A 13,392-nucleotide genomic window follows, 5' to 3' on the forward strand; every position below is an offset into this window, starting at 1 on the left:
GGCTGTCCAACAGCTTCTGTTAACACTTCGCCGCTCGTTTTCCCTCGCCACATCCCGCTAGGCTTAAGTCGATCTTTCAAGAGCCTTGCGGTGCGATGCGCTGTGAGGTGCGAGTGATCTGTAATGGGAGGAAAATATGAGAAATATGCTGGCCCGGCTCGGTTCCGTGGCTTTTGTGACCGGTTTTGCCCTTTCGTCCGCTTATGCAGCTGAATGCGCGAACCAGGGTGCACTTGATAGCATCTATTGCGATGCCAATGGCGATCTTGTCGCCGATGCCCCGTCCGATCCGGCCAAACTGAGCAACCCGGACACGCTCGTCTTCGCCTATACACCGGTTGAAGATCCGGCCGTTTACGCCGACATCTGGGCACCTTTCATCGAGCATCTGGAAACCGTTACCGGCAAGGACGTGCAGTTCTTCGCCGTGCAGTCGAATTCGGCTGAAGTGGAAGCCATGCGGTCCGGCCGTCTGCATATCGCGGGCTTCTCGACCGGCCCGACACCTTTTGCCGTCAATCTCGCCGGTGCCGTGCCGTTTGCGATCATGGGCAGCGAAGACGGTCAGTTCGGCTACCGCCTTCAGATCTACACCCAGGCCGACAGCGATATCAAAACGCCTGCCGATATGAAGGGCAAGCGCATCGCGCACACGTCTCCGACGTCCAACTCGGGCAATCAGGCGCCGCGGGCCCTGTTCCCGGACCTCGGTGTCGTACCGGATCAGGACTATGAAGTCATCTATTCCGGATCCCATGACCAGTCGATGCTGGGTGTCGTTGCCGGCGACTATGACGCCGCACCGGTCGCCTCCGAAGTTGTTGACCGCATGGCGGAACGTGGCCTTTACGATCCGGAGGAAGTGCGCATTGTCTGGGAAAGCGATCCGTTCCCGACAACTTCCTTCAACTATGCCCACGACCTGGACCCGGCCCTCGTTGAAAAAATCAAGGAAGCGTTCTTCAGCTTCGACTTCAAGGGCAACAAACTGGGTGAGGAATTCGAGGGCGTAAGCAAGTTCGTCCCCATCACCTACAAGGATCAGTGGGCTGTCATCCGGCAGATCCAGGCCAGCAACGGTGTTGAATACACGCCGCAAGGTCTTGCCAAGTAAGACAACTGGCTTTGACGGCCCGCCGTGAGTTGAACTCCGGTGGGCCGGTTCAATCGAGGTAAAACATGCTAAAGATAACAAGCCTTGTGAAACGTTACGGGGCCGGGGATCCTGTGCTCAAAGACCTGGACCTCGAGGTTCCCGGTGAAGAGGTCGTCTCCGTGATCGGCTCTTCGGGGGCAGGCAAGAGTACTCTGCTTCGCTGCATCAACCGGTTGGTCGAGCCGACCTCCGGCAAGATCTTCCTGAATGGCACCGATTTCACCAGCCTGGGCAAGCGCGAGCTGCGCGTCGGCCGCCGCCGCATCGGCATGGTGTTCCAGAGCTTCAATCTGGTTGACCGCCTGACCGTGATGGAAAATGTCCAGAGCGGGCGCCTCGGTTACATCTCGACCTGGGCAGCGCTTTCGAGACGTTACCCCAAGGAAGACATTCGCAGGGCCTATGAGCTCATGGAGCGGGTCGGGATCGCCCATTACGCCAACAAGCGCGCGGACGAACTTTCAGGCGGCGAACGCCAGCGTGTCGGCGTTATCCGGGCGCTGATGCAGCAACCTGAAATCCTTCTGGCCGACGAACCGACAGCCTCTCTCGACCCGAAGACCTCGGAACAGATCATGACGCTGCTGCGGGACCTCGCACGCGAACTGAAGCTTCCGGTGATCATCAACATTCACAACGTCAATGAAGCCAAGGAATTCAGCGACCGTATCGTCGGCATGCGCTATGGGCGGATCATTTTCGACGATCTGCCGGATGCCCTGACGAAGGACGCGATGCACGAGATCTATGCCGGTGTTCCTCACGAAGACCGGCAGATGGAAGGCGCTGCGGCATGAGTACGGCGAGGGATACCTGGCGCAAGCAGCCCTTCATCGCCAACCCGCTATTGCGCTACGGCCTTTATGTCGCAATAGCGATCTATATCGTGACCACCTTTGCGACTCTGCCGATCGACTGGGACCGCATGATGCAAGGCTTGAGCCGTGCAGGGCGGATCTTCGGCGGGGCCTTCCCGCCCAGCTTCCAGCGCAGCGAGTTGCTCATCGACGGGTTTATGGAAAGCCTGAAGATCGCGATCCTTGCAACTGTCGGCGGCATCTTGCTGTCGATCCCGATCGCCTTCATGGCGGCCAGGAACATCGCACCGCTCCCGATCTATTATTTTGGCCGGGCGGTCATCATCATCGCACGCAGCTTCCATCCGGTAATTGTCGCCATCATCTTCGTGAAAGCGGTCGGTTTTGGTCCCTTCGCGGGTGTCCTGACGCTGATCGTCTACTCCATCGGCTTTGTTGCCAAGCTGTTGGCGGAAAAGATCGAGGAAATCGATCCGGGGCCTGTCGAAGCCATGAAGGCAGCGGGCGCACCGTTCCTGTCGACACTGGTTTACGCGGTGTTCCCGCAGATCATGCAGCGCCAGATCGGCCTCGGCATTTATCAGCTCGACAGTAACCTCAGAGCCTCGGCGGTCGTCGGTATCGTTGGCGCGGGCGGCATCGGCGCCACCCTGGCGAATGCCTTCGGGCGCTACGACTACGACTTCGCCCTGGCCATCACCATGGTCATCGTGGGTGCCATCCTGATTTCCGAAGCCGTCAGCGGTGCAATCAGAAAGCGGATCGCATAATGGAACAGGTACAGCTCCAAGACTGGGCGCGTTACACGCCGGCCCAACGGTTTCAGCGCTACGGCTACTTTGCCCTGACCGCACTCGTCGTTGCCTGGGCCCTCGGCAGCGTCAACATCATCTGGGCGTGGGTGTGGGATGCGCCGACCCAGATGGGCGATCTTTTCAGCCGCATGGTGCCTCCAGACCCAACCCACCTCGACCAGATTCTGAGTGCGTTGTGGGAGACGGTAAACCTTGCCACAATCGCCACGGCTATGGCGGTCGTGCTGGCTCTGCCGGTGGCCTATATCGCCGCGCAGAACACCACGCCGAACGCACTGACGCTCTGGCTCGGCCGGTTCATCCTGGTCTCGTCGCGTTCGGTGAACACGATCATCTGGGCCCTCTTGTTCGTGGCAATCTTCGGCCCGGGTGTGGTTGCCGGCATCGTTGCAATCATGTTCCGTTCCATCGGCTTCCTGGGCAAACTTCTGGGCGAAGCCATCGAGGAAATCGATCCGAAACCGGTCGAGGCGCTGAAGGCGTGCGGCGCAAGCCATTTCAAGGTGGTGCTCTATGCCATCGTCCCCCAGGTCATGCCGACCTTCTTTGCGGTGACTATCCTGCGTTGGGACATCAACCTGCGGGAATCCACGGTTCTCGGGCTGGTCGGGGCAGGGGGCATTGGTGTGATCCTGCAAGGGGCCATCGATACCTTCAACTGGCAGGAAGTCTCCATGGTGCTCCTGGCCATCATCGCCCTGGTGGTGGTGGGGGAGGTCGTATCGTCCTACCTGCGGCGCAAGATCCTCTGAAAAGAGCCGGAACCGGTTGCCAGGATTGAAAAGCCGTTTTGGCAAACTGCAAATGATGGCGCGGCAGCGGGAAACCTCTGCCGCGCCATTTGCTTTGTGGAAACTCTTGGTCATTTTGTCCGAAACCCGTCTGAAACGAAGCGGCCTTTCTTGAACTTTTCTTCGTTTCAGTGATGATCGAAACAAGACATTGCCACCAACCGCTGATTTGCCATCACCGCTCGGCTGACGAAACAAGACGTCACGTCCGGAACCAGCCCAGCAACCGTCCGGTTTCTGCGGGCGGCCATCACACCATTAAGGCCCGGCCTATGACTGAATCGCTCAAGGGACTTGCCGCCGCGCTTCTCGCATTTGCCCTGTTTTCCACGCATGACGCCATCATCAAGGAACTCGGTGGCAGCTATCCGGTCTTTCAGATCATCTTCTTCACGATGCTTTTTGCCTTCGTGCCGATGTCGATGATGATGCTGGCGGACAAGGCGGTCGACAATTTCCGCCCAAGACACCCCTGGCTGGTGCTGTCGCGGGCAGGCCTGGCCATTATCGCCATGTCCTGCGGGTTCTACGCCTTTACGGCGCTGCCGCTGGCCGAGGTCTATGCATTGCTGTTTGCCATGCCGCTTCTGATCACCGCCTTGTCCGTACCGTTGCTTGGTGAGACCGTGCGGGCGCAGCGCTGGGCTGCCGTGATCGTCGGTTTGATCGGCGTTCTAATCGTTTTACGTCCCGGCGTGACGGAGTTGACCCTCGGCCATGCAGCTGCCCTGACAGCGGCCTTCGCCAATTCGCTTTCCACCATTCTGGTGCGTAAACTCGGCGGCAAGGAACGTCCGGCCGTCCTGATCCTCTACCCGATGATCCTGTCCATGATGGCCATGTCGATGACGCTGCCGGTCTTCTATGTGCCGGTGGAGCTTCTCGACCTCGGACTTATGGCGGCGATCGGCTTTCTCTCGGTCATTGCCCAGTTCCTGACGATTTCGGCCTACAAGGCCGCGCCGGCCGCGGTCGTGGCACCACTGCAATACAGCCAGATCCTCTGGGCAAGCCTGTTCGGCATGCTGTTCTTTTCCGAAACACCGGATTTCTACGTCGGCCTCGGCTCAGCAGTCATCATTGCCTCGGGTATCTTCGTCGTGTGGCGTGAGAGCCGGGAGAATGTCTCTGTACAGACCCCGGTCCTGAAAACCGCCAACCCGCGTTTCGATACGGGCCCGCAGCCGAAGTAGGGGGCGAGGGAGACTGGCTCCCAACTGGCGGCTATCCGGACATCCCACAATACGACAGCCTCATCCTGAGGAAGCGCGTGAGCGCTGTCTCGAAGGATGGGCCACTTGCTCCTGAGTATGCCGCCCATCCTTCGAGACGCGCAGAAATGCGCTCCTCAGGATGAGGCCGGGAGGGAGGCGGGGAAGGAAACCGGGTCACCACAGCAGTTGGCTAAGCAACCGGCCTCAGGCCAAACATTCCTCAGTCCAGCCGTTTTTTGAAGCGGAAAGCGGCGACGATCATGCCCAGAACGAAGAACCCGCACATCCAAAGCACGTCGCGGTGCAGCTCCAGCAGTCCGGCGTCCCGCAGGACGAACCCTCTGATCATGCGCATGAAATGGGTCGCCGGAAACGCCTCGGCAATATACTGCGCGATCACCGGCATGCCTTCGTAGGGAAACATGAAGCCAGACAGCAGGATGGACGGCAGCAGCACGAACACCGTCATCTGGGTTGCCTGCAACTGGCTCTGGGCGATGGTCGACAGTACCAGGCCCAGTGACAGACTGGCTCCGATGAAGAGCAATGTGCCGACAAAGAGATCGAATATCTTGTCGCCGAAAGGCACGTTGAACAGCAGGTGTCCGAGCCCGAGGATGATCATCGTCTGCAATAGGCCGATGAAGATGTAGGGAATGATCTTGCCGATCATCAGCTCGATCGGCCGCACCGGCGTGTTGATCAGCATTTCCATGTTGCCGCGCTCGCGTTCGCGCACGATTGCCGCAGAGGTGAACATGATCATGGTCATGGTCAGGATGATGCCGACCAGGCCGGGCACGATGTTGATGGCGGTACGCTGTTCCGGGTTGAAGAACAGGGCCACCTCGAAGGTCGGCGTCGACCGGTTCGGGGCCTGACGGTTCAATTCTGCCAGCGGCATGTTGCGCAGCGACTTGATGGCACCTGCAATCATGGTGTCAGAGCCGTCGACGATCCACTGGGCAACAGGGCGGCTGGTTTCCTCGTCGGTGGAAGGCGGCGTGCCCAGGTTGGCGGCGGGCGAGCGGGCGACCCTCTGGGAGAGGTCGTCCGGCAGAATGAAGGCGGCGCGCACGCGCGCGGCCTTGATCGCGGTTTCCGCTTCCTCGATGCTGGTCAGGCGTTCGGTCACCTTTACGACACGTGTCGCTTCCACCATCTGGATCAGGATCCGGCTTAGCCCGGTCTGGCTGTGATCGACGACAGCTACGGGAATATCGCGAATGTTGGTGTTGATGGCGTAGCCGAACAGGATCAGCTGGATCAACGGGATCATGATGACCATGCCGAAGGTCATCCGATCCCGGCGCAGCTGGCTGAGCTCCTTGAAGAAGATGGCCGATATCCGTGAAAGGGGTCTGATCATTGTCGGCCTTCTCCCGTTGCCGTCACGAAGACATCTTCCAGGTTCGGGCGCACCTTTTCGATCAACGTGGCACCGTTGGTCTCGTCCTTGTTTTTCAGGAACGCTTCGGGATCGGCAATGTCGTCCCGCACCAGAACGCGCAGGCGTGCCCCCAGCTGTGCCGCGGTGATGATGCCTTCCGTTCCCAGCAGCCGGCGGCGGATTTCGCGCAGGTTGGGGCCTTCGATTTCCACGACATTGGCACCCATTGCCGCCATCAGGTCCTTCGGTGCTCCGTCAGCACGTTTCTGCCCTGCTTCCATGATTGCAATCTTGTGGCAGCGTTCCGCCTCGTCCATGAAATGCGTGGTCACGACAATGGACGTTCCGCCATCGACCAGGTCGAACAGCTGTTCCCAGAAATGGCGACGCGACTCCGGATCCACGGCCGAGGTCGGTTCGTCCAGAAACAGAAGCTGCGGTTCGTGCAGAACGGCGGTTGCCAGCGCCAGGCGCTGGCGTTGCCCTCCGGACATCTTACCTGCGAACCGGTCACCCAGCTCGCTCAATTCATATCGTTCCATGACCTCGGCAATGCGCTGCTTCTTCCGCTTTGATGGCAGGCCGTAGATCGTTGCCATGAAGTTGAGGTTCTCCAGAACCGTCAGATCGCCGTAGAGCGAAAAGGCCTGGGTCATGTAGCCGATCTTGTATTTCAGGGTCTCGGCATCCTTGGGGACGGAAAGCCCCAGCACTTCGACGGTGCCTTCGGTCGGTGTGAGAAGTCCCGTCAGCATGCGCATGGCCGTGGTCTTGCCGCAGCCGTTGGGGCCGAGAAAGCCATAGATCATGCCACGCTCGATGGTCAGATCCAGTCCGTCGACCGCCCGGAACCCCTTGAAGCTTTTCACCAGGCCCTCGGCCCGGATCACGATGTCGCCGTCGTTTGAACTCACGGCAGAACAACCTGGGCCGGAACGCCATTCGGCAGGTCGTTGGCGCTGTCGGGCAACTGCACTTCGGCGACATACATCAACCGGGCGCGCTCGGATTGATTGAGCGCGTAATAGGGCGTGAAGGAAGCTTCGGAACTGATCCAGCGCACAGTGCCTTCGATCGGCTTGTCGAGGCCGTCAATTCGCACCTCCAGCTTGTCGCCCTGCTTGACCTTCACCCGGTGCGGTTCGGGAACATAGACGCGGGCATAGGGTGCATCGCCGGCCAGCATCACAACGACCGGACTGCCGACCGTCACCCGTTCCCCAAGGTTCCAGGGAAGGTTGTCGAGCGTGCCATCACGCGAGGCGGTGATGGTCAGATCGGACAGGATCTTTTCCTGGGTGGCGAGGCTTGCCTGGGCGGCCTCCAGTTCGGCCTTGGCTATGTCGAGGTCTTCCGGTCTTGTGCCGGCGACAAGCTCCTTCAGTTGTTCCTGCGCACTTTTCAGGGTCGCGTCGGCTGCATCGCGCGCAGCCTTGGCACTGTCGAGCTGTGCCTGGCTTGTGGTGCCGCGTCCGGTCAGGTCGTCGTAGCGCCCGAACGAAGCCTGCGCATCTTCCAACTCCGCTTTCGCACCCGCTACGGCCGCGCGAGCCTTTGCTATCTCCTCGTCGCGGGCGCCGTTTTCAAGCTTCACGAGATTGGCCTTGGCCTTCTGCACCTCTGCCTTCGCCTGGGCAACGATGGCCTGCTGTTCGGCCGGGTCCAGCTGAGCCAGCACGGTGCCCTTCTTGACGAAGGTTCCTTGTGGCACAGGCAACTCGACCAGAACCTCATTTGCTGTTGCGGTCAGCGCGACCCTGTCTCGCTCGAGGTTTCCAAGGGCAACATTCCCGTCTTCACCGTAACAACCGGCAGCAAACAGGCACACGGTGGCTGCGAGGACACTGCGCAGACGGGGTGTAGACATGAATTCCTCCCTATGGATCAAGGGTATGCGGCAAGAAGGGTATCACCTTGCCGCCACCATAGCCTGCTTCGCGGGCCTGTGCCATGGCTGGTTGAGGCAGGTTCGGACCTGCCTCCTTCGGGGCAACACCGGGCATCAACACCAGGCATGCCAAGCAGGAGGGCGCAGCTCCGGTCTTCCGCAAACGATACGAAAAAGGCCGCGGTTTGAGCCGCAGCCTTTCTTGCAAAAACGACAGGAACGAACGCCGTCAACTCGCCCGATTGAACACGTTGTACCAGCGCTTCCTGGGAACGGTGATAGCCCGTTCGAGGATTTCCGCGGCATAAAGCGAAGCGTTTTCCCGGGCCTTGCCGACACCGGAGACCAGCGACGTGTCGAGGCCGGAGAGGCCGCCGCCGAATTCGAAGAGATCGCGGAACGCGGCGCGTTCCACAATCGGGGTCATAAGAACGTCGATATTCTGGGCGGAAAGGAAGTCCTGGACCGCCTTCATGGCACGCGTTGTCACCGCGGCATTGGTACGGGTCAGAACCACGCAATGCTTGATGTCGTGGCGGACAATCTTTTCCAGCTTCTTGATCAGGGTCAGGATTTTGGCGCCACCGCGCGCATCCATCGAAGACCCCTGGATCGGCACGACCACAAGGTCGGACACTGAAAGTGCGTTGGCGACGATGAGGTTTTCGGTTCCTTCAAGATCGACAATCACATAGTCGGACGTTTCGGCGGCAAGTGTGATCTGCTCTGTAATGGAGGCCGGCGAAATTTCGCTGACGACGTTGATGCCCGGGCTCTTGCGTGGCAGCTCGTACCACTTCGAGATCCATTTCTGCGGGTCCGCATCAAAGATGGTGACACGCTTTCCCCGTGCTGCGACTTCTGTCGCCAGCAGCAGAGCCGCCGTGGTTTTTCCGGCGCCGCCCTTTGCGTTTGCGAAGGAAATGACTGGCATCTGGCTTCTCCTGACCTTGCCGAGCATTGTCTGGAGCAACTTGCGTCTGCGAGCGCATGCCGAAAGCTGCCCAACACCTTGAAGGCGATCTGTCAGCGGGTTCCCGAGTGTTCCGTTGCAAATCCGCTTGTGTCGCCGATGACCCATTGCAGGCCTATCTGTCTGGCAGTCTTGGATTTTTATGGTTACCAAATCCTTAAATTCGCAATTTACAGCAGACTTATTCAACAAACGTTAGGATTTGTGGATAAAGACCAGCAAAGCGCCTTGGCACTATTTGCAAGGGTCTGGTGAAAAGCTGCGTTCAGCCGCAATGGGCAGCCTGGATGACGCGAATTCGGCAACAGCAACGCCTCGTGCGTCTTCTGTCTGGGGTGGGGAGAAATCCTGCCGGATTTTGGATCGCCACCGATTGCATGCGCCTTGGGTGCCGCGTAGGTTGTCGGTGCGGAAGGGGTGCCTGAATCGGTGGTCTGCCGCTGTTGATCGGTCTCATGGTATTCGGGGCACTTGTCCGCGTTGATTTGAACGCCAGATGCTTTGGGGTCAGAATTATGTCTTTGATCCGCGCCTTGAAGGACGCCACATGCTGCACCGATTTCTCAACTCCCGCCCGGCCTGCTTGATCCGGAACCTTCTGCTTTGCGGGGTGTTGGCATTTGCGGGCACGGCAGGGGCAGCGTGGGCTGAGGCCTTGAAGCCTTACAAGGATGGGCTGTTCAGATACAAGAAGGTCTCAGAAACGCTCTATGATGGCGATTTTATCGTCGTTGAATATTCCAAACAGCGAGACCTGCGCGATCGCGACGAAGTCGACGAACGCAGGGTCTACGGAAACTATGTCTCCTACAAACCGAAGCGGGGCCGTGGCAGCGGAGAACTGAAAGCCAACGGCCGGGTTGTCGAATTCATGGGCACCGGCAACTGGAAGGGTGGTGCCAATGCCATCGTGATCTACATTCACGGGCAGGGCGGCAACCGCTTTCAGGGCATGAACGACGTTTCGTTCGGCGGCAACTTCAACCGCGTTCAGAACCTGATGGTAAGGAACGGCGGCGCCTACCTGACGGTCGACATAAAGAACTTCGACAATGGCGGCACGGCCGATGTGGCAGCCCTGATCCAGTATCAGAAGCAGCTGTCGCCACGTGCCAAGGTCGTGGTTGCCTGCGGTTCCATGGGCGGCATCATCTGCTGGAACCTGGTAAAGAACGCCAATTATGCCAGCATGCTTTCCGGCATCCTGCTGCTTGGCTCACCGAAGGATCCCAACTTCCTGTCTTCAGGTGCACTTGGGCGCAACGTGCCGATCTATATGGGGCAGGGGACGCTCGACCAGGTCTACAATTGGGAAGATCAGGCGAACTTCTTCAAGCAGATAAAGACCAGGGCTCCGAACTATCCGATCAAGTTCACGCTGTTCGATACAGGCACCCACGGCACCCCCATCCGCATGACCGACTGGCGCCTGATACTCAACTGGATGCTGGGTTAGGCGAAGGCTCGGCACTGCTCAGGATCAAAACTGGCTCGTGTTAATTGGTCTGCACGGCGCCAGAGCAAACTTGAAGCGCTTTTGCGGTTGCCCTTACGTCACTTTTAATTTCAAACTACCCTCTGGGCACCAGTGCCTGTCATCTGGAGACGGCTCGAAACCGCCGTTTCGGCGTGCCAGCCTCGATCCTCGGGTTGGTGCCGCGTATCAGGGGGGATGTATCATGTCAGAGTATTTTGATCTCGGCCGCTATACGCGTGTCGTGACGTCTATACCGGAAGCGCAAGTCTGGTTTGACCGCGGTCTGGTCTGGCTATTTGCCTATAATCACGAAGAGGCGATTGTCTGTTTCGAAAAGGCGGTGGCGGCTGACCCGGCCTGTGCGTTGGCTCACTGGGGCATCGCTTACGGTATCGGTCCGAATTACAACAAGGCCTGGGAAATCTTCACGCCTGAGGAAAAGGGGCCTGCGCTGGCACGCGCACATGCAGCGCTGGCCACCGCAAAGGCGCTGAAGGAGGCCAGACCGGTGGAGCGTGCGCTGATCGAGGCCCTGGCGTCGCGTTATCCCACAGATCCGGAAATCGAAGACTATCAGCCCTTCAACGATGGCTTCGCGGAAGCGATGAAACCCGTTTACGAAGCCAACAGGGAAGATCTGGATGTCGCGTGCATCTATGCAGAAGCCTTGATGAACCGCACGCCCTGGCAATTGTGGGATTTCCACACGGGCGTGCCGAACCCTGAAGGTTCCACCACCGAGGCCGTAGCTGTTCTGGAACATGCATTTGAGAGGTTGCCGGGCGCCTGGGATCATCCTGGGCTCTTGCACATGTACATTCACCTGATGGAAATGTCGCCGCACCCGGAAAGGGCTTTGCGCCATGGCGACAGGCTGAAGGATCTGGTTCCGGATGCCGGGCATCTTGTGCACATGGGAACGCATATCGATGTCTTGTGCGGCGACTATCAGAATGTGCTCTACCGCAATCTTGCGGCAGCCAAGGTCGACGACAAGTTCAAGGCTTACGCTGGCCCGGCGAATTTCTATGCGCTGTACCGGATCCACAATCTGCATTTCGCATTCTACGGCGCCATGTTTCTTGGCAGAAAAGCCGCCGCGGTGGAGGCTGTCGAGCGATTGCGCGGCGAGGTGCCCGACGAAGTTGTTCGATCGTATCCGGACGTTTTCGAAACCTTCGTGGCCGCCGCACCGCATGTCTACATCCGGTTCGGAATGTGGCCTGAAATCCTTGAGCTCGATCAGCCGGCGGACAAGGAACTCTATGTCACCACCAACGCGTTGATCTACTACGCGAAGGCCATCGCCCTGGCCAACCTCGGCCGTCATGACGAAGCGCTGTCCGCCATGGCGGATTTCACCGCGGCTTATGCGCAGGTGCCCGATAGCCGGATGCTCTTCAACAACACCGCAAGGGATGTCCTCGCCGTTGCAGAGGAAATGATGAAGGGGGAGGTGGCTTTCAAGGCTGGGCGGAGGGAAGAAGGACTTGCCCATCTTCGCACTGCCGTCGACCTGGACGACGGGCTTCAATACGAAGAGCCGTGGTCCTGGCCACAGCCAACGCGCCATGCCTTGGGCGCGCTCCTGATGGAAGCCGGCAAATATGAGGAAGCCGAAGCGGTCTACCGCGCGGATCTCGGATTGGACGGCAAACTGCCGCGCCCGAGCCAGCATCCACGTAATGTCTGGGCGTTGCACGGATTGCATGAATGTCTGGTAAGGCGTTCGGAGAAGGTGGAGCTGCCGCACGTCAAGCTTCTGCTCGACCAGGCCATCGCGCGTGCGGACATTCCGATCCGGGCAAGCTGCCTCTGCCGGGCGAAGGCCGCGTAAAGAAGAGTTCGGGCAGATCAACGACTGGTTTTGGATGCCGCTAAAAAATGACCGGATACTTGCGCCACGTGGCTGGGACCGGAGCGGGCGTCTATATCTTGGTGAGCTTTGCCTTCAGCAAACCTTCCGCCAGATGATCGAACACTACGCGTATCCTCTGGCTGGTGTGAAGTTCGCGGTGGGTGACCAGCCAGATTGGAAACGAAACCGGTTCGATATCGGAAAAGGCGGGAACGATCTCGGGAAACCGTGCAGCGATTTCGTCCGCCATGATGGCCAGACCGAGGCCCTGGCGGACGAATTCCCAGGCGACCACACCGCTGGGGGAGCCAAGGCGAATATTGGCCTCGGTCACCTTCAGACCGAAGGCGCGCAGGTAGCCGACCAGCTCTTCGTTGTTGTCGAAGCCGATAAAATCGAGATCTGGCGCATCGTCCCTCGTCAGGGGGCGGCCGAATTGTTCAACCAGTGATCTGGCGCCGAAGATGCGGGCCGGGGCTGCCCGTAGCTTGCGGGCATAAAGGTCAGGATGGTCCGGTTCGACATGTCGAATGGCAATATCGGCTTCGCGTCGGCGCAAGTCGCTCAAGCTGTTGGTACAAAGCACTTTCACTTCGACGCCCGGTGCCTTTTTGCGCAGCTCACGCAAAATATCGGGCAAGAGATGAGCTGCCATCAGATCCGTCGTGGACACTGTGACCAGTCCTTCGACTTGCTGTGATTTGCCGGATGCCGCGAGGGATATTCGGCTGGCCGCGTCGCCCATGGCGCGCACATGATCAGCCAGCTCGATCCCGGCTTCCGTGAGGATCAGGCTCTTCGACACACGCTCGAACAGGGTCACGCCAAGTGTCTGCTCAAGCGCTGCCACCTGCCGGCTGAGCGTGGGTTGGGTCAGTCCGAGTGCCCGGGCAGCTGCGGAGAGAGACCCTTCCTCTGCCGTTACTAGGAACGCACGGGCCTGGTTCCAGTCGAATGTGATGGTCTGCCAGTTCATGCAAATATGTATATCAACTAGCCAGAATTCGGCAAT

At 59.1% G+C, this 13,392-nt stretch carries 12 protein-coding genes; 7 read left to right on the forward strand and 5 right to left on the reverse strand.

The window, feature by feature from the left end:
• Positions 1–145 precede the first annotated feature (145 nt).
• The 5 genes from phnD to ACYQ6M_RS08575 all read left to right on the forward strand — a co-directional run bounded on the left by phnD (position 146) and on the right by ACYQ6M_RS08575 (position 4,773).
• Positions 146–1,114, forward strand: coding sequence for a phosphate/phosphite/phosphonate ABC transporter substrate-binding protein (gene phnD / locus ACYQ6M_RS08555; protein WP_023000017.1), 969 nt, complete (start codon positions 146–148; stop codon positions 1,112–1,114).
• Positions 1,115–1,179: 65 nt separating this feature from the next.
• On the forward strand, positions 1,180–1,953 hold the full coding sequence (gene phnC, locus ACYQ6M_RS08560; protein ID WP_006939395.1) for a phosphonate ABC transporter ATP-binding protein: 774 nt from the start codon (positions 1,180–1,182) through the stop codon (positions 1,951–1,953).
• Complete coding sequence (gene phnE / locus ACYQ6M_RS08565; protein WP_460073286.1) at positions 1,950–2,744, forward strand: phosphonate ABC transporter, permease protein PhnE; 795 nt, start codon at positions 1,950–1,952, stop codon at positions 2,742–2,744. Before phnC ends, phnE (ACYQ6M_RS08565) begins: the two co-directional genes overlap by 4 nt.
• Positions 2,744–3,541 carry a phosphonate ABC transporter, permease protein PhnE gene (phnE, locus tag ACYQ6M_RS08570; protein ID WP_023000019.1) on the forward strand — a complete coding sequence of 266 codons (798 nt, stop codon included), beginning with the start codon at positions 2,744–2,746 and terminating at the stop codon, positions 3,539–3,541. Before phnE (ACYQ6M_RS08565) ends, phnE (ACYQ6M_RS08570) begins: the two co-directional genes overlap by 1 nt.
• A gap of 311 nt (positions 3,542–3,852) precedes the next feature.
• Entirely contained in the window at positions 3,853–4,773 is a 921-nt protein-coding gene (locus tag ACYQ6M_RS08575) for a DMT family transporter (RefSeq protein WP_023000020.1), read from the forward strand.
• Positions 4,774–5,014: 241 nt separating this feature from the next.
• Here the strand turns inward: ACYQ6M_RS08575 and ACYQ6M_RS08580 are convergent, their stop codons facing one another.
• From ACYQ6M_RS08580 to ACYQ6M_RS08595, 4 genes are all read right to left on the reverse strand, one after another.
• Entirely contained in the window at positions 5,015–6,163 is a 1,149-nt protein-coding gene (locus tag ACYQ6M_RS08580; protein WP_075284259.1) for an ABC transporter permease, read from the reverse strand.
• Entirely contained in the window at positions 6,160–7,098 is a 939-nt protein-coding gene (locus tag ACYQ6M_RS08585; RefSeq protein WP_023000022.1) for an ABC transporter ATP-binding protein, read from the reverse strand. The genes ACYQ6M_RS08580 and ACYQ6M_RS08585 overlap by 4 nt, the downstream gene beginning before the upstream one ends.
• Positions 7,095–8,051: an HlyD family secretion protein gene (locus tag ACYQ6M_RS08590; protein ID WP_023000023.1), complete on the reverse strand. Its 957-nt coding sequence runs from the start codon at positions 8,049–8,051 to the stop codon at positions 7,095–7,097. The genes ACYQ6M_RS08585 and ACYQ6M_RS08590 overlap by 4 nt, the downstream gene beginning before the upstream one ends.
• Positions 8,052–8,301: 250 nt before the next feature.
• Positions 8,302–9,006 (reverse strand): AAA family ATPase, encoded by a 705-nt coding sequence (locus ACYQ6M_RS08595; RefSeq protein ID WP_460073289.1) that lies wholly within the window; start codon positions 9,004–9,006, stop codon positions 8,302–8,304.
• A gap of 586 nt (positions 9,007–9,592) precedes the next feature.
• Between ACYQ6M_RS08595 and ACYQ6M_RS08600 the strand changes: the two genes are divergently transcribed.
• On the forward strand, positions 9,593–10,501 hold the full coding sequence (locus ACYQ6M_RS08600; RefSeq protein WP_460073291.1) for an alpha/beta hydrolase: 909 nt from the start codon (positions 9,593–9,595) through the stop codon (positions 10,499–10,501).
• Positions 10,502–10,724: 223 nt separating this feature from the next.
• Entirely contained in the window at positions 10,725–12,359 is a 1,635-nt protein-coding gene (locus ACYQ6M_RS08605) for a hypothetical protein (protein ID WP_460073293.1), read from the forward strand.
• A gap of 91 nt (positions 12,360–12,450) precedes the next feature.
• Here ACYQ6M_RS08605 and ACYQ6M_RS08610 read toward each other — a convergent pair whose 3' ends face one another.
• A complete protein-coding gene (locus ACYQ6M_RS08610; RefSeq protein WP_062489612.1) occupies positions 12,451–13,356 on the reverse strand; it encodes a LysR family transcriptional regulator in 906 nt (301 codons plus the stop codon).
• Positions 13,357–13,392 lie beyond the last annotated feature (36 nt).

Source organism: Roseibium sp. ROS1, from assembly GCF_054658215.1.